We start from the raw sequence: 18,136 nt of genomic DNA, 5'->3' as shown, positions 1-18,136 counted from the left end.
TACTATAGCATTCACCTCAAAAATGAATCAATTGTAATTAAACATGCCTTTGTTTTATTTCACAACAATAGAATAGTCTTTTTTATCAGTTACATGACCTATAATTCTAGCCCATGGGGTATAGAATTCCATTCTAGATAAGTATTCCTTAGCATCTTTTTCTGGCATAGAGAGTAGAAGTCCTCCAGAAGTTTGAGGATCAAGCAGCACATCATTCATTTTCTGAGAAATAGTGCTTTCAGTTTTAAATATATCTTTTAAGTAATCCTGGTTGTTGTACATTCCTTCTGGGATAATTCCCATGCTTGCATATTCTAAAGCCTTTGGAAGTATTGGCACCTTATCACTAAAGATTTCAATAGTTTTATCGCTTCCGCTAGCCATTTCATATCCATGACCAATTAAGCTAAAGCCTGTAATATCAGTGCATGAATTCACCTTCAAATTTGCAAAGGCTTCTTTAGCGTACTTATTTAATTCAATCATTATTTTAGTAACTTCTTTTATCTCGGCAGAAGTTAGAAGTTCAGCTTTTGCAGCGGTGTTTAAAATGCCAATACCAAGTGGCTTAGTTAAAACAAGTACATCGCCAGTTTTAGCGTTGCTATTTGTAAGTATTTCACCTGGATGAGCAAAGCCGGTAACGCAAAGTCCGTACTTAGGGGTAGGGTCTGCAATTGTATGTCCTCCAGCGATAATTGCACCAGCTTCTTGAACCTTACTATAGCCTCCAGCTAAGATATCGTGCATTATTGATGGATCTAAGCAAGATGGAAAGCATAATAAATTCATTGCAATAGCTGGATTTCCGCCCATAGCGTATATATCACTTAAGGCATTTGCAGCTGCTATTTGTCCAAAAGTATAAGGATCATCTACCATCGGTGGGAAGAAATCAACGGTTTGTATTACTACTTTATCATCAGATACCTTATATACAAGGGCATCATCTTTTTTATCAAAGCCTACCAATAGGTTTGAATCTTCGAATTTAGGTAAGTTTTTAAGAACAGAATCTAAAACACTAGGTCCTATCTTAGCAGCACAACCTGAAGTTTTAGTAAGTGAAGTTAGTTTTATGTTATTGTCCATTATATTAACCTCCAGTAATTTATATCAATTGAATAGCTTTAATTATTATAAAATTTCAAAGATATGTCCATAATCAAAAATGAGTCTATACTAATCATTATAAATGAAAAAGAATAGTTTCAATAGTTTAAATCTGCAATTTTGAGCTGAGAACATGTCTAACTTAAAGAAGAGCTAGGTTTAAACATTTTTATGGCTTTGTTTACAGAATTTAAAGATAGGAGTTTTGCCATAAAATACGGAATTTGTATAATTTTCTACAGTAATATATAATTTATAATTATCAGAAAAACATTAAAAAGACAAAACAGAAGGAACAAAAATGATGAAATTAAGTGTAACAAATGATTTTAAAAATATAGTATTGAAGGATACAAAATTAATAGATGTGAGAGCTCCAATTGAATATGAAAAAGGAGCAATGTTAAACTCGATAAATTTACCTATATTATCTAATGAAGAAAGGCATATCATAGGTATATGTTATAAAGAAAAAGGTAATGATGAGGCAACTAAATTAGGTTATAAGCTTGTATCTGGAAGCATAAAGGAGGATAGAGTATCCTCATGGGTAAAAGAATTTAAGGAAGATCCAAATACCATGATTTATTGCTTTAGAGGGGGATCGCGTTCAACCATAGCTCAGAATTGGGTGTATGAAGCAACAGGTCAAGATATAGTAAAGCTTGACGGTGGATATAAGGCTTTTCGTAATTATCTAATAGATGCCTTAGAGCCAGAAAACCTTAAAACAAGACCTTTAGTTTTAACTGGTTATACAGGTTCAGGTAAAACTATATTATTAAACAAGCTTAAGAATTCTATTGATTTAGAGGGGATTGCACATCATAGAGGCTCTACCTTTGGGCATTTTGTGACGCCACAACCAACACAAATAAATTTTGAAAACAATTTGGCTTATAGCGTAATAAAACATGGAGCTAAGAATTTTAAACATATGATTTTAGAAGATGAAAGTAAAAACATCGGGAAGAGTTTTATCCCCAAAGATTTTTATAATTATTTTCAAAGTGGAGCTGTAATATTCTTGGATGCTACTGTAGAAGAAAGAGTTTATAACATATTAGAAGAGTATGTTATAAACGATCAAAGACAGCATATTGAAACGCTGAAAGATAGAGATTTAGGCTTAGAAGCATGGTTAGATGACATGGTAGCTAGTATGGAGAGAGTTAAGAGTAAGCTTGGTGGAGATAGAATGAAGGTAATAGTTGATGAGCTTAAACTTGCTTTTAAAGCACAAAAAGATACCAATGATATAGATAAACACAGAAATTGGATAGAATTATTTTTAACTAACTACTATGATCCAATGTATAAACACTCCTTAGATAAAGCTAATAGAAATATAATATTTAGAGGTAACAGCAAAGAAGTAATAGAGTTTGTTGAAGGGTTGGAACATTGATAGAGAAGATCATTCCAACCAGTAATTTTAATCACCGAGTTAGTTTTTATATAATATATTTAACTTAATAAAGAAACCGCTTATAATTTATTATAATAATGTGAAAGATAATAAGTACCACCACATCAATGTTAAACTTTGTTTCACAATATATTATGCATTTAGGAGAGGTGATTAAAATGAAGAAGAGTAAAATAATTATTGTTGCAATTTTATTAATTATTACTGGTGTAATAGCTGCAATCTATATAAACGGAAATAAACATACTGAAAAAGCTACCGTAGCACCAGCTTCTAATGCAGATCTTGCTTTTTCTGTGCTTGGAGATGTTCATGATGATATTGAACATTTTAAAGGGGCAATTGATGATTTAAATACAATAAATTCTAACATGGATGCGTTAGTTTTGAACGGAGATACAGTGGGGCAAGGGTTAGAAACTCAATATGCCTCAATGAAAAAAGCATTAATTGAAAATAAGAACTTGATGCCTAAAACGATTATTAAGAATATAGGTAATCATGAGTTTTTTGATTACAATATAAAAGTTAACTCACCAGAACAAGTTCAAACCTTTATAAATAGATATCTTGAGTTTTCAGGAGAGAAAAAGGTATATCATGATACCTGGGTTAAAAACTATCATTTTATATCTCTAGGTTCTGAGGACGGGAATTCTAAAACAATAGACTCAGTTTCAGCTTACATATCTGATGAACAATTAAATTGGTTCAAAGAAAAAATTGGTGAAGATTATCAAAAGGGAAAGCCTATATTTGTATTCTTGCATCAACCTTTAGATAGTGGAAATAAAAACTGGACCTCTGTTAATAAAAGTAAACAAATCAGAGAAATACTTTCGAAATATCCTGAAGCAATATTGTTTACTTCACATACACATAGAGATTTAGTTGAAAGTAGTGTAGTAGTTAATCAACCCTTTACTATGATACACACTGGAGCGGTTTATTATACTATAATACCTGATGCAAATAGTCAAGGAGGTAGAAAAAACTTACCTTATATTAAAGGTTTATATATTGAAGTTAAGGGAAACAATGTTGTAGTTAAAGGAAGAGATATGAAAGAAAAGAAGTGGATATTTACAAAAGAAATTAATAAATAATATAGTGTTAAAACCTACTGTTAAAGAAAAAATCTATAGCAGTAGGTTTTGTTTTATATTTGTTAAAGTTATAGTTGATTCAAGTTTATTGGTATTTTAATAGTCCTATTTCAGAAATTCTATAATTCCATAAACCACTTTCTGTATTCGGTTCTTTACTGAAGCATCAATCCTTTTTTTGTGTCATATTCTCTGTGATTTTTTGAAACATCTTTCAGCCATTCATCTATTTCAGTTTTATAGAAATACTTCTTATTATTCACTGTGAAATAAGGGAACATCATACCAGTAAAGATTTTTGATTGGTCTAATGCAGCTTTTTCTATGTTAATTATTCCTTGAATTTCTCCTTCAGACATATTAAGATATTTTGCTGTTTGTGATAAGTTTAAAACATTACTCTCAACTGAAGGAGGATTTAAGATTTGAGGTTTTGCAGATTTTGATGATGAATAACCTATAAAAACTGAACCAAATACTATGCCTAAAGAAAGCAGAATAATTGAGAGTGATAATAATTTTTTATTTTCCAATACAAATTCACCTCTCTAAATAATTATTTTAGTTATAGATATTTATTAAAATGAAGGGCGTATTAGTGAATTATTTTTTCAACCTTAGTACATTTCTTCGGTTCGTTCATTTATTAAGTTATAAAATATCTTGTGCAACATAGCTAACCCAAATAGGAAAAAATCCTGTATTTAATGCAACAGTGGTTGAAGCGATATTAGGGCTCCAAGTAGTATAAAATGGCATCATACCACACTTTTCTATTTCGTCAGCTAGAGTTTTTACAAGGTATGCAGCGAGACCTTTATTACGATGTTCTGGAAGAGTATCTATGCCGATTTGCCATAGCTTACCCATAGTATCATCAGCGCCAGCTAAAGCAACAAGCTGATTTTCTTTATATGCGCCAAAGGCTATAACATCATTTTTAAAGTTTAATGCGTTGCTAAAATCTTTGTTTGCATACAAGTCTCTTATATTATCTTTATCAAATAGTTTATATTCATAATCACAAGGCTTATAGATAAATTTATTGCTATCTACATATAAGTATCTAACTTGTTCGCCTCCAAGCATTTTTCCAAACTCTCGTAATTTAGCTTCAATAGCAAATAGGTTTTCTCTGTCTATAATGAAACGTGCAGGTGTTTTTGAAAAGTTTTCTACACACCATTCATAAATAAGTGGATCTGCTTTTATAACAGCATTTTTCCCAAAGGTAATTATATTGAAAAATGTGTCATTAGACTCAATGAATACATTGTCATTTTGATTAAATAAATTCGGAGAGCAATTCCATAAGCTTCCTAGTTGCTCCTTAGCAAAATTTACTTTGCTTGATTTGTTCATTTAGGACACCACCTTGATTTTTTACTGTAAAGTATAAAGTTTTTATTGCAGTTAGACATAGTAATCAAGTAAATACTTATAAATGATAATAGTTTTTTAATTTGTAATGTTACTATGTGTATATTATACCATTAATATCCATAGGCTTCACTAGTGTACATTACAAGCATAAATATGAAAAAAGTTGACGCATTGTGTCAATAATCTTAATATTAGGATTATAGGCTTACATAACTTAATAGTTGAAATAGGATTCTATAAAGGCTCTATACTTTCTGGAAAGTTGTGGCTTATGGGGATTATCTGACATGTATAACTTTATGGTCGAAGTTGGAATTCTATAGATATAGCAAAAGTTAAGTGATTGATAGATTCAAAGTATAAGGATTTACTATAGATAAACCAGTTTCGAATAGAATCTATATTTGATAATCCTATTATCATTAATAGTTAACAGAAGTATAACTTAGTTTTATTAGATAGAACTGGATTATCTATTCCGCTGAACTGATAAACTACTTCGATCATTAGACTCCAAATAAAGATTTCGATGGTTCTACGAATCTTTATTTGGATAAATTCTAATGTGAAGTAGTTTATCTATAGAAAATTATTAAAGGAAATTATAGGAGGAAAGTTGAATGGCAGATATTAAATTTGAAATAAAAGAAAGTTTAGGAACTCTTTCAGAATCATCTAAAGGATGGAAGAAAGAAGTAAATCTAATTAGCTGGAACGATAAAGAAGCCAAGTATGACATTCGAGAGTGGGACTCAGAACATAAGAAGATGGGTAAAGGTGTGACCTTCTCTAAAGAGGAAATGAAGGATTTAAGAGATATCTTAAATAACATGGATTTATAAGATAGAGTTAAAATTTAGAATTAAAAAACTTACCTTTTTTATTTATGTATTAGGAGCTAGTTTAAATTAAATATAAATTTAAGAATATGTTTAAAATACATGTTTATTTTAACAACCAACAAAAGGCAACCTCGGAAAGAGTTGTCTTTTGTTATCTATTTTATAAGTATTTCCCTAGTCTGAAAAAGTAAAAAAATAATAAACTAATAATATATACTATGAACACTCTCCCGGGAATCACACTTGACGTTATGCTTCCTGCAATAGCTAATAATAAGATTCCAGCTGCCATAAGTGCTACTATCTTTCCTGCAAACTTTGCTAACCCATGGAGGTCTCTTACTTTTGATTTTTCTATACCAGCCAACAATTCAACCTTTTCATATTTATAAATGATATAAGATAATATAAAAGTTAAAATTCCTATACTTGCTATTACTATAGAACCTCTCACTTTACCACTCCTTAAATTATAGGATTGAGAATATTAAATTTATCTAGGCAGATATATGTATAAAAATAACTATTTTTAACAATATTATACACTTATTTTACGTAAAATGCTATTAAACATCAAGAAAATAATGTATAAAACTTATACGAAAACAAATCCTATAGTCTTGAAATCTTTAATAAGGATTTTTGTTAGCGCATTACTGACCTGCACCATAATATTTTTGACTTATCAAAAAACTCTTATAAACTGAAGTTGTGGTTTATAAGAGTTTTTTAGCTTATGTAAAATAAGATATTAGGGCATGGTCTCTAAATAGAAATCTAAAAAAATATTGAACATATAAAACATTAATCTAAAAGTACAAACTTAATAATGAACTGTTGTAGTTAAATATGTTATTATAAATATAAAGCTGGAAAAGTATGCATCATTATGATTATAATACTAAAATTCAAAATTTATTGATGCTAAATATAGGGCCTTTTATCTTCGCTAAGACTTTATTATGGACAGGCTAAACAAAATGATGCTAAAAAAGTTTATGGATTTTTAAGGCTAAAGAATCTTTCTAATTACAAATAAACATAAGATTATCCTCGATCGAGAGGATGGAAAACAAGAGGATTGGAGTAAAAGATGTATATCATAATCATACTATTATTGGGGGTTTTAGCTATATTTGCGCTAAACTTCAAAAACATATTAAATTCTAAAGAAGATCAATATAACACATTTATTAAGCTTGGAAATGAATTTTTAGAAAGTGGTCAATATGATATGGCGCTGGCTGAATTTGATAGAGCAATTGAAATAGAAGATACTGATATTGGCACTTACTACTTAAAAAGCAGTATACATCTTAAATTAAATGATTTTAATAATGTTATTTTGAATACATCTAAAATAATAGAAATAGATAACATTAATCCACTAGCATATTATCTAAGAGCGTATTCATATCTACAAAATAAAGATTTTGATAAAGCAATTAGTGATTTTTCTGAAAGCATAAATATGAATCTTTCGGAAGATTACTTACCTTCAGCTTATGGTGGTAGAGGGGAAGCATACATTGGAATTAAGAACTTCATGAAAGCCTTAGAGGACTACAAGAAAGCAATTAGTATGAATGATAAAGAATACTTGTATTTTAAAAATATGGGATTTATATATTTAAAGGTTAGAGGATATGGTGAAGCTATAGAGTATTTTTCAAAAGCAATTTCACTTAAGCCTGAATCCTGTGAATCCATTAATGATAGAGCCTTTGCTTATGTTTTGCTAAAAGATTACGAGAACGCATTGGGTGATGTATTAAAAGTTATAGAGCTAAATGAAAGCTTTGCGGCTGCGTACAAAAATTATGCATTTATACAAATAAAGATAGGAAACATTAAGGCTGCTGAAGAAAATATAAGGAAAGCAATTGAACTTGATTCAAATAACGGTGACTTTTATATTATACTAGCGGCAATTGATCTGATAAACTACGAATATGAAGCTTTCTATAATAATTTAGAATTAGCTCAAAATATAGGAATAAATTTTACAGATTATTTTCAAGATGCTTTGTTTGATAAAGTGAGAGAAAGCGATAGATTTTTAAATTTTTATAGAAAATTATTTTTTTAAAAGTGGTAAGCTAAGTAGCAAGTTCTTTAAAAACTATAATTTTAGTATATTCAATAAACATATATGTAGCTGATTAGTAATATCACTAATGTTTCATCAGTTGATAAATGTGATTAATTGAAATTATATCAATATTATAGAGGATAAAATAAGTTTTAATATAAATCTGCTATTTACATAAAATTGGAATATCAATTGACAAAAGCGAATAGAATATAATATGATTTTTTTATCAAATTAAAGAAGTATAGTTAAAAGGGAGTAACTGCCTTGAAAGAGGTGATACAGTCAACACACTGACCATCGGTCTGGTTGTATCGTAACTAATTTTAGTTAAGTGAGACTTTTAACACAATGAATTCATTGTGTTAAAGGTCTTTTTTTACTGTCTAGGAAATCATAAAATTTTTGTTAACTAAACCTATCAATATCAAATGGTTAGAACAGCTATTTAGGGTAAACAGTAAAAAAATAAAATTATATCGCCTGACGAATTTTTCTAATATACATTCGGAAAAGCAGATGCGCAAAAAAAATCACTGAAGAAGGTCGCTTCAGCGGCTTTTTTATGTTATATATTTTTGCATCAAAAAAGATTTCTACACGGTGTATGTTTGTTGTGTTGAAAGTCTTTAACTTTATATATTTCTTTATTTTTAGGAATACTAAGAATACTTATATATTTATTCGAAATAAAACTTTCATATTTAGTACAGATACGTGTGAAAGATTATAAAAATTGAAGAGTATGAAGTTGTAAATGAACGAGAGATAAAGATGAACCATTTCAATCAGAAATCTATTTTGTGAATTCATAAGTTCAATAATAAGTTTTATTACGAAGTAGTATATCCATATATAATAATCAAGGAGTGAAGTTGATGGATGAAAGGTTTAATAATCTAAAACTGGCAGAGCGAGGAGCTAGAATAAGTATTCTTGCATATATTGCACTGTCTCTAGCTAAAGTAGGAATTGGTTATATATCAGGTTCAGAAGCACTATCTGCAGATGGAATCAATAATACAACTGATATAATAGCTTCAGTTGCTGTGTTAATCGGTCTTCAAATATCAAGAAAACCAGCAGATGAAGAACACTCTTATGGACATTTTAGGGCAGAAACCATAGCCTCTCTTGTTGCTTCCTTGATTATGATAGCAGTGGGATTAAATGTACTTTATAATGCTATTCAATCAATTATACATTTCAAAGCTAAGGCGCCAGATTTGATATCAGCTGTAGTGGCTGTTTTATGCGCTGGGGTCATATATGTTGTGTATAGATATAATAAGAAAATTGCAGTTAAAATAAACAGTGCTGGTCTTATGGCTGCAGCTAAGGACAATCTTTCTGATGCTTGGGTGAGTATTGGAACAGCAATTGGAATCATAGCATCGCAGTTTGGATTGCCATGGATTGACCCACTTGCTGCAGTTATTGTTGGTATACTAATCATTAAAACTGGTTGGGATATATTTAGAGAATCTTCTAATAATCTTGCTGATGGTTTTAGTAAAGAAGAATTGGATAGTATAACTGAGAACATAAAATTGGTTTCTGGAGTTGAAAAAGTGAAATTAATTAGAGCTCGTGTTCTTGGCAATAACATTCTTATAGATGCTACTGTAGGTGTTAATGCTGATTTAAATGTAGTAGAGGCGCATAGCATTACTGAAGAGATAGAAAAGAAATTAAAAAATGATTTTAATATCACAGAGGCAATGATCCATGTAGAGCCAAGTGAATTATGATATTGAGAAAAGCTCATATAAGATGCAGATTAAGTTGCATCTTGTATGGGACTTTAATTGTATGGAAAAGTATAAAGCATTTATGTTTTATTTGTAAACAGCGTGTTGAAATAAAGTTGGATATAGAATGTGTTTAATAACGCACTTATGTTATGTATTAAATAAATGTTGGTGATTATGCATGTACATTTAAGTTATTCAATTTACCCTGGTATTAGTTGTAAAATAGAATTTTCTTTAAATTTATAAGATTATAATTAATAAAATTTGACTGAATGTGGATAATCGTGATAATATCACATTGAGAACGATTTTAGAGAAACTAGATATTTTTAATGAAAAAAGGGAAATATAATAAATAGATGCTTATAAAAGAAGATGAATGAATATAAGTTGATTAAAATTTATTCCAGATTTATATTTATTCAAGTTTTTTTATAAATGCAAAAAATATTTATACAAGAAACTTTAACGTGCGGATAATTTGAGCTTATTTTCAATCTTTGCGAAATTATTAAAGTTGCACCACTTCCATACGAAAAAGATTTAAAAATTCTACTGATTTTTAAGCAGAAATTTTAAAATTATGAATCTATATGAAGTGATACATAGATATAAATTCCTTAGACAAAATAGCTTTAGAGATGAAAAATTTTAATAGGTAATATTGATGATCGGAATCAAAAAATTATAGTGATATTAAAAATTTAGTAGTAACTAGGTTCTATTTTTTATTCTTTTAAAAATTATAATTTAGATAAGTATTAGGGAAATTATATTTTATTATAAGAAAAAAATAATCTTTACTAGAGTAAAAAATAAAGAAGGAGAATTTATTGCTTTCCAGAATTTCCTTAAGTTTAGACTGGAAAAAGTAGATGCACAGTAATAACTAATTAAAGCGTGCTGGCTATTCTCTATACCTTTAGTTACAAGTTAGGAGAAAATATGATAAATAAAATTAAAAACAGAAGTAGAATGAAGGTTATACCTTTAGGTGGACTAGGAGAGATAGGTAAAAATCTAACTGTTTTCGAATACGAAGACGAGATAGTAATAATAGACTGTGGATTGGCGTTCCCTGATGAAGAACTTCTTGGAATTGATCTAATAATTCCAGACATAGCCTATTTGCAGAAAAACAAGGATAAAGTAAAAGGATTTTTTATAACTCATGGTCATGAAGATCATATTGGAGCTTTACCTTATGTTTTAAAACAACTAAACGTTCCTGTATATGGAACAAAGTTAACTTTAGGGTTAATTGAAAGTAAGCTTGAAGAACACAAGATTCTTAATGACTGTAGTTTAAATATGATGAAGCCTGGGGATATAGTAGACATAGGCAACAATTTTAAGGTTGAATTTATAAGAACAAATCACAGTATAGCAGACAGTGTATCTATTGCGTTGCACACACCTGTAGGTATAATTGTTCATACTGGAGATTTTAAAATTGACTTTACACCAATTGATGGGGAAACCATAGATTTAAATAGATATGCACAATTAGGTAAAAAAGGTGTTCTGCTTCTAATGGCAGATAGTACTAATGCTACTCGTAAGGGTTATACAATGTCAGAAAGAACTGTTGGTGAAGCTTTAGAGAATCTTTTCCTAAAAGCAGATGGCAGAATAATAGTAGCAACCTTTGCATCAAATATCCATAGAGTACAGCAAATTGCTAATGCTTCTGTAAAGCATAATAGGAAGATCGCTTTAAGCGGAAGAAGTATGGAGAAAATATGTAAAGTTGCTATGGAACTTGGATATTTGTCCATACCAGATGGTGTATTTATAGAATTAAATGATATTAAAAAGTATGCAAATGATAGAATTACAATAATCACTACTGGTAGCCAAGGTGAACCAATGTCTGCACTTACAAGAATAGCACTTGGAACTCATAAGAGCATTCAGATAGAAAAAGGAGATATGGTTATTATCTCAGCAACACCTATACCAGGAAATCAAAAGGCTGTTTCTAATGTTATAAATGATTTAACAAAAAAGGGTGCTAATGTAGTTTATAAAGACATAGAAGATATACATGTATCAGGGCATGCTTGTGAAGAAGAAATTAAACTTGTTCATACATTGTTAAAGCCAAAGTTCTTTATGCCTGTGCATGGTGAGTATAGACATTTAAAAAGACATGGTGAAATTGCAGAAAGCATTGGAATGGAAAAAGAAAACATATTCTTATTAGAGATAGGAGATGTTTTAGAAGTATCTAGAAAGAAAGCTCATAAAGCTGGTAAGGTAATTGCGGGAAGAATTCTTATAGATGGATCTGGCGTAGGAGATGTTGGTAATGTTGTACTTCGTGACAGAAAAAATCTAGGGGAAGATGGTATTATAACCGTAGTTGTAGTTATAGATAAAGAAAGTAAATCAATAATTTCAGGACCAGACATAGTTACAAGAGGTTTCGTATATGTTAGAGACTCAGAGAAATTAATTAAAGAGATTAGACAAATAGCAACTGAAGGCATAGAAAAATGTCTAAGTAACAATGTAATGCAATGGTCAGAAATCAAAAATACTATTAGACGAGAAATAGATGGTTTTATATATAGAAAAATGAAGAGAAAACCTACGATTTTACCAGTTATTACTGAGATATAAACTATAAACATCTGGTAATTTAAGAGTTGTATATAAAATTAGGCGTGATAAGCACCCTGTTGAAATTAAATGTTTTATCATACTATGATTTAATGAGTATTCTCAAAGAATTAATATGATTTTGTAATATTCCAGGATTAAAAGCAGTATATAGAAATATTTATGAACAATATAAAAGAGTTCAGTCAAGGGTTGCTTACTGAACTCTTTGCTTTTGAGTAAAAAAGTGTAGTAATGGGTGTATATAGAACAATTACTCAAACATCACTATTACATTGATTTTGTGGTTAGTACAGATTTATCTATATCTGCTATCATAACTTTTCTAAGTAAGAATAGGCCAACTAAAGCAAAAGGAATAGCAAATAAAATATTGATTAATCCTGTTAGAAAGGAAATATCAACTGGAGTGCCAGAAGCGCTAACTGTATGAAAGATTCCTGATGCCTTAACTAACCAATCATATACAGCATGTAGAAAAACAACTGACCATATATTTTTACATCTAAGATATATGGCTGCAAACAAGATTCCATGCAAAGTAGTATAAATTATTTGAGATAAAGTGCTTATTAGAAGATTTGGGGACACGATAAGATTTACTAAGTGTCCTAAGCCAAAAATAAATGAAGATAATATTACTGCTTTTATTAGTCCTGCTTTGGTAGAGTTTAGTTTGTTTAATAGGGAATTTAGTATAATTCCTCGGCAGAGAAATTCTTCAAAAGTTCCGACTAAAAACATTATTATGGTGAAGAAAAATACTTTCTTTACCTCAGGGGAAGATAGGGGAGTGGTACTAAAAAATAATCCAATAATATTATATAGGCCTAAACACATAAAAGGCCAACCAAGGAAAAATCCTTTAAAGATACCTTTTTTATCAAAACTATGGGATTTAATATTTACGGCAGATATATAAATTATAAAAACAAAGATTAAAGGTACTATATAAGTGATTATTCCGTTTAAATTATAGTCCAATCTACCGTTGGATGTAGACAGAAAAAAGTTACATACATATAAAAGAGCTATAGCTGTTAATGCTGTAATAAATGAAAAAATGTATGTGTGGGCCTGAGAAAATTTCTTTATATGTGACATAGCTATTCTCCAATGCTAAAAAATATAAATTTTAAGATTAAGTTTAGGTTATATTTAAACATGGCTTTAACAGTACCTGAGTTTAAAAATTTTCTACTATTAACCTAACGCTCTCTGCTTTTTTAAGGCTTGACTTTAACCAACTAGGTGCCTTAGGATTCGATAATATTTCATCATAACCCATCCAGTGAACTTCGCTGACTTCATCTTCAGATACACATCTAGCTTCTCCTGATTCATATTTACATAGAAAGCCTATGTTTACTACGATATAACCCTTATCAGATATGAAAGAATTGCTTTCTATATAGTGAAGGCTATTTGAAACTTCAACTCCAACTTCTTCTAAAATTTCTCTTTTCACAGAATTCTCTAAAACATTATTTTCAGATGTTCTTCCGTCGACTTTACCGCCAACTAAAGATAAAACTCCTAGGGCATGTTCTTCTTTTTCACTTCTTTTTATAATCAAATACTTATCCTCTCTATAAATTGCCGCTTCGACGTTTATTACGTATAGTGGATTGCTCATAATTTTCTCCTTTCAACGTTTAATATTCATAATTACACTATATAGTTTAAATTGTAATTATAAGTAAGGCAAGGTGTAATTTTATAAATATAAATTGAATATGACTTTTTTCTTAAATAGAAAGAAAGGAATAAAACTATATAAGGCCTCATATAGTTACTTATATTAACAAAGTAAAAAATGTAGAGTACTAAAAACTTTTTAGCAGTAATAATATTTCTGTATACATTGTAATAAGCAGAGATGTTTACCTTTACATTTAAAATCGTAATAAGGAGTGACTTTATGAATCCATTATTAAGTACAGTTACAGCAGAAGTGTCTAATCTCAAATCAGGAGAAGAATTTATAGTGAAAGATCTATTTAAGGGATATGTATGGAAGAGATTAGATAAATCAACCCGTCTTAACTTAGGTATTTTATTTCTTAACGAGGTACGAAATAACTCTTCTTTAAAGGTAACAATCCTAGATAAAACTTCTTCAAATCAGCAAGTTTATCTAAAAGAATAACCACTGCTCAATGTTATATACAATAAAAATATTAGTTACAAAAGGATATTCTTTTAAATTCTTTAGGAAATTATAATCCAATTAGTTATGTAGATAAAAATGTACTTAAATATATTTAAATTAGGTTGCACTTAAGTGACCTGTATCTTAATTTAATAAATATCTTGTTATCAGATTTAATCAATTAAAATCTGATTTTTTTTATTCTTTAGAAATTTGTAATTCAATTAAAATTGTGGATAAGTATAGAATTTTCCAAATAATGTGCAGTATTAATTTTTCAATTATGTTATAAGCTAATAATGAACTTTTTAGAGAAGTTACCATTAAATAAAGTTTCTTTACAATTATGGTTAATTTCAATGAATATGCTTAAAAATAACCTAAAGTTAAAATGAATAAGGATGGTGAACAAATGAAGCGTACATATGATAAACAAAGTAAGTCTAAGTCTATTAGACTACTATTGTTGATTGTAGTAATGATTTTTTCAACGATGACTTATGTAAAAAAAGATGAGGTAAAAGCAAAGGATTTACCACCGAGCAGTAATAATATAATTCCAAAACCTTTAAGTTATCAAAAAGGTAATGGTAAATTTGTGCTTACAAACAATACTGCAATCTATGTAAAAGGAAATAATGAAAATGAGACAGCTGAAATCAGTAGAGTAGCAGAATTTTTAAGAGCAAAGCTCACAGCTTCAACTGGTTTTGAATTAAAAGTTATTAAAGCAGATAACATGAAAGTTCCAGCACAAAGCATTTATTTAACTACTGTTGGAGCACAAGCAGATAAGGGAGATGAAGGATATAGCATATTAACTACTGCAGAAGGTGTAAAGATAACAGCTTTCAAACCAGAAGGAATCTCAAGAGCTATTCAAACCCTAAGGCAGTTATTGCCTCCAACCATTGAGAAAAATGCCTTGGTTTCAGGGGTAGAGTGGAGTATTCCAGTTTCAACAATAGAAGATAAGCCCGAATATAGTCATAGAGGATTAATGCTTGATGTTGTTAGGCACTTTTTTACTGTGGATGAAATAAAACGTCAAATAGATCATGCAGCACAATATAAGATAAATAGGGTTCATCTACATCTAAGTGATGATCAAGGCTGGCGTTTAGAAATAAAGAAATGGCCAGACTTAACTACCATAGGAGGAAGTACAAAGGTAGGTGGCGGACCTGGTGGATTTTACACCCAGGAGCAATTTAAGGATATAGTAAGATATGCGGCTGATAGATACGTAGAGATAGTTCCAGAATTTGATATGCCTGGTCACAGTAATGCGGCCTTAGCTTCCTATGGATTCTTAAATCCAGATGGTAAAAAGAAGCCTTTGTATACAGGCACAAAGGTGGGTTTTAGCTCTTTTATGACTCGTGATGAGAAGACCTATGCTTTTATTGATGATGTGTTTAGAGAAGTTTCTGAAATATCACCTTCAAAATATATTCATATAGGTGGAGATGAGGCTTTAAGTACTAAAAAGGAAGACTATGATTATTTTGTAGGAAGAGTAGCTGATATAGTTAAGAAATACGGAAAAACTCCAATAGGCTGGGATCCAATCGATACCTCTCCTTCAATAGATTCAAGTGTGGTACTTCAAAATTGGCAAGATTCCAATAATGCCGCTAGGCAAAAGAATATGAAGATTATCACTTCAATAGCAAAAAAAGCTTATCTAGATATGAAATATGATGAGACTACACCATATGGTTTAAACTGGGCAGGATATATTCCAGTAGAAACTGCATATACATGGGATCCTACTGATTTTGCTCCAAAGAATTTAGTTTTGGGCATAGAAGCACCACTATGGACAGAAAATATTCCTAATGAGCAAGCTATGGATTATATGATATATCCAAGACTTTTAGGATATGCCGAAATAGGATGGACACCTAAAGCAGAAAGAAATTGGGTGGAGTATAAAAAAAGGTTAAAGAGCCAAGAAGAAAGAATGAGAAATCAAGGTATAAACTTCTATAAGGATAATAGTGTGTGGACATTTAATTTAGTAAAATAGTTTTTACAGTGTATTTAAATTGTAGGCTCTGTTAAAGCGTGGTGATTAAATTAATTGCTTATTCATCCGATGCTTTAATGAGCTTACCTTTTATTATGTACAATTTACCATTCTTAGTATTAAAATAGAAGGTATAGTTAAGTCTTTAATATTAAGGAGTATTAAATGGAGCATAAAAGTGAAGTTAACAAATTAGGAAAAGAAAGAGTAGGTAAATTACTAATTAGTTTAGCTATACCTGCAATTACAGCTCAATTAGTCAATATGTTATATAACATAGTTGATCGTATTTATATAGGACATATCCCAGGTGTTGGGGCAAATGCTTTAACAGGGGTAGGAATAACCTTTCCCATAATAATGATTATTTCAGCCTTCAGTGCATTAATTGGTGTAGGTGGGGCTCCGAGGGCTTCTATAAAAATGGGACAAAACAAACAGGAAGAAGCAGAGCAAATCTTAGGAAACTGCTTTGTAGCCTTAATAGGAATTTCTATCATATTAACAGTACTTTTCTTTATATTTGGGAAAAAGCTATTATTAATGTTTGGTGCAAGTGCTGAAACACTTCCTTATGCACTAAGCTTCCTAAATATCTATATACTTGGGACAATATTTGTACAAATATCTTTAGGTTTAAATACTTTTATATCAACTCAAGGCTTTGCTAAGATTAGCATGCTTACAGTTACTATTGGAGCAGTAGTAAGTCTTATATTGGATCCGATTTTTATATTTGGACTTAATATGGGAGTACAAGGTGCAGCTGCTGCAAATGTAATAGCTCAAGCCTGCTCTGCCATATGGACACTAAAGTTCTTATTTGGACCTAAAAGCAAGCTTAGAATACGTAGAAAAAATATGCACCTTAGAAAAACTATTATAATTCCAGTACTAATGCTCGGAAGTGCACCTTTTGTAATGCAAAGTACAGAAAGCCTTTTGAATATTGCTTTTAATTCCTCACTTCAAAAGTACGGAGGAGATATGGCAGTAGGTGCAATGACTATTATGTCCAGTTTAATGCAGATTTTAAATCTACCTTTAAATGGACTAGGGCAGGGAGCACAGCCAATCATGAGTTATAACTACGGAGCTAAAAATAATGATCGTGTAAGGAATACCTTTAAACTACTTATACTTTATTCAGTAAGCTTTGCCTTGGTATTTTGGATATTTATGATGGTGTTCCCAGAGGTTTTTGTATCTATTTTTAGCACAGATGTTGAGCTTTCTAAAGTTACTGTGTGGGCAATAAGAATTTATATGGCAGCAGCCTTTCTTATGAGCGCACAAACTGCCTGTCAACAAACCTTTATAGCACTTGGACAAGCAAAATCTTCTCTTTTTCTTGCGATACTTCGTAAGATAATTCTTTTAATACCACTGATATTTATACTACCAAACTTTTTTGACAATAAGGTATTTGCTGTATTTCTTGCTGAACCGGTAGCTGATTTTATGGCAGTTTCAACTACTGTGACTCTATTTACAATTCAATTTAAGAAGGTGCTCACTAAGAATATTAATAAAGAAACTTCAGAAATCGCTATGTAGAAATCTGATGTCAGATAAGATATTATATGGTAAAATAATACACAATATAGG

15 protein-coding genes are annotated in these 18,136 nt (G+C 30.2%); 9 read left to right on the top strand and 6 right to left on the bottom strand.

All coding sequences use genetic code 11. The features are described 5' to 3' along the window. Positions 1–54: 54 nt before the first annotated feature. Positions 55–1,092 (bottom strand): selenide, water dikinase SelD, encoded by a 1,038-nt coding sequence (gene selD, locus JHL18_RS15260; protein WP_200270698.1) that lies wholly within the window; start codon positions 1,090–1,092, stop codon positions 55–57. A gap of 322 nt (positions 1,093–1,414) precedes the next feature. On the opposite strand from selD, the gene mnmH reads away from it, so the two are divergent. Together mnmH and JHL18_RS15250 are read left to right on the top strand one after the other, a co-directional pair. Then, positions 1,415–2,521 carry a tRNA 2-selenouridine(34) synthase MnmH gene (mnmH, locus tag JHL18_RS15255; protein WP_200270696.1) on the top strand — a complete coding sequence of 369 codons (1,107 nt, stop codon included), beginning with the start codon at positions 1,415–1,417 and terminating at the stop codon, positions 2,519–2,521. A gap of 179 nt (positions 2,522–2,700) precedes the next feature. Next, positions 2,701–3,648 (top strand): metallophosphoesterase family protein, encoded by a 948-nt coding sequence (locus JHL18_RS15250; RefSeq protein ID WP_200270694.1) that lies wholly within the window; start codon positions 2,701–2,703, stop codon positions 3,646–3,648. A 155-nt stretch (positions 3,649–3,803) separates the two neighbouring features. Here JHL18_RS15250 and JHL18_RS15245 read toward each other — a convergent pair whose 3' ends face one another. Then, entirely contained in the window at positions 3,804–4,181 is a 378-nt protein-coding gene (locus JHL18_RS15245; RefSeq protein WP_200270691.1) for a hypothetical protein, read from the bottom strand. Between the two features lie 118 nt (positions 4,182–4,299). After that, positions 4,300–5,010, bottom strand: a complete 711-nt coding sequence (locus JHL18_RS15240) for a GNAT family N-acetyltransferase (RefSeq protein WP_200270689.1) — start codon at positions 5,008–5,010, stop codon at positions 4,300–4,302. A 641-nt stretch (positions 5,011–5,651) separates the two neighbouring features. Between JHL18_RS15240 and JHL18_RS15235 the strand changes: the two genes are divergently transcribed. Continuing rightward, positions 5,652–5,873, top strand: coding sequence for a YdbC family protein (locus tag JHL18_RS15235; RefSeq protein WP_200270687.1), 222 nt, complete (start codon positions 5,652–5,654; stop codon positions 5,871–5,873). A gap of 160 nt (positions 5,874–6,033) precedes the next feature. Here JHL18_RS15235 and JHL18_RS15230 read toward each other — a convergent pair whose 3' ends face one another. Then, entirely contained in the window at positions 6,034–6,327 is a 294-nt protein-coding gene (locus JHL18_RS15230) for a hypothetical protein (protein ID WP_200270685.1), read from the bottom strand. A 639-nt stretch (positions 6,328–6,966) separates the two neighbouring features. On the opposite strand from JHL18_RS15230, the gene JHL18_RS15225 reads away from it, so the two are divergent. From JHL18_RS15225 to JHL18_RS15215, 3 genes are all read left to right on the top strand, one after another. After that, complete coding sequence (locus tag JHL18_RS15225) at positions 6,967–7,962, top strand: tetratricopeptide repeat protein (protein ID WP_200270683.1); 996 nt, start codon at positions 6,967–6,969, stop codon at positions 7,960–7,962. 881 nt (positions 7,963–8,843) lie between these two features. After that, positions 8,844–9,716: a cation diffusion facilitator family transporter gene (locus JHL18_RS15220; RefSeq protein ID WP_200270681.1), complete on the top strand. Its 873-nt coding sequence runs from the start codon at positions 8,844–8,846 to the stop codon at positions 9,714–9,716. 948 nt (positions 9,717–10,664) lie between these two features. Beyond that, positions 10,665–12,344: a ribonuclease J gene (locus JHL18_RS15215; RefSeq protein ID WP_200270679.1), complete on the top strand. Its 1,680-nt coding sequence runs from the start codon at positions 10,665–10,667 to the stop codon at positions 12,342–12,344. Positions 12,345–12,614: 270 nt separating this feature from the next. Here the strand turns inward: JHL18_RS15215 and JHL18_RS15210 are convergent, their stop codons facing one another. After that, positions 12,615–13,448, bottom strand: coding sequence for a CPBP family intramembrane glutamic endopeptidase (locus tag JHL18_RS15210; RefSeq protein WP_200270677.1), 834 nt, complete (start codon positions 13,446–13,448; stop codon positions 12,615–12,617). An 82-nt stretch (positions 13,449–13,530) separates the two neighbouring features. Beyond that, positions 13,531–13,980 (bottom strand): NUDIX hydrolase, encoded by a 450-nt coding sequence (locus JHL18_RS15205; RefSeq protein WP_200270675.1) that lies wholly within the window; start codon positions 13,978–13,980, stop codon positions 13,531–13,533. 285 nt (positions 13,981–14,265) lie between these two features. Between JHL18_RS15205 and JHL18_RS15200 the strand changes: the two genes are divergently transcribed. The 3 genes from JHL18_RS15200 to JHL18_RS15190 all read left to right on the top strand — a co-directional run bounded on the left by JHL18_RS15200 (position 14,266) and on the right by JHL18_RS15190 (position 18,085). After that, on the top strand, positions 14,266–14,493 hold the full coding sequence (locus tag JHL18_RS15200) for a single-stranded DNA-binding protein (RefSeq protein WP_200270673.1): 228 nt from the start codon (positions 14,266–14,268) through the stop codon (positions 14,491–14,493). A 394-nt stretch (positions 14,494–14,887) separates the two neighbouring features. After that, positions 14,888–16,528 (top strand): family 20 glycosylhydrolase, encoded by a 1,641-nt coding sequence (locus tag JHL18_RS15195; RefSeq protein WP_420839228.1) that lies wholly within the window; start codon positions 14,888–14,890, stop codon positions 16,526–16,528. Between the two features lie 165 nt (positions 16,529–16,693). Next, on the top strand, positions 16,694–18,085 hold the full coding sequence (locus JHL18_RS15190; protein WP_200270671.1) for an MATE family efflux transporter: 1,392 nt from the start codon (positions 16,694–16,696) through the stop codon (positions 18,083–18,085). The last annotated feature ends 51 nt before the right edge of the window (positions 18,086–18,136 follow it).

This window comes from Clostridium yunnanense, from assembly GCF_016595795.1.
GTDB lineage: Bacteria > Bacillota > Clostridia > Clostridiales > Clostridiaceae > Clostridium_AR > Clostridium_AR yunnanense.
Note: the sequence above shows the minus strand (reverse complement) of the source record. Positions and strands in the feature narration are given on the sequence as shown.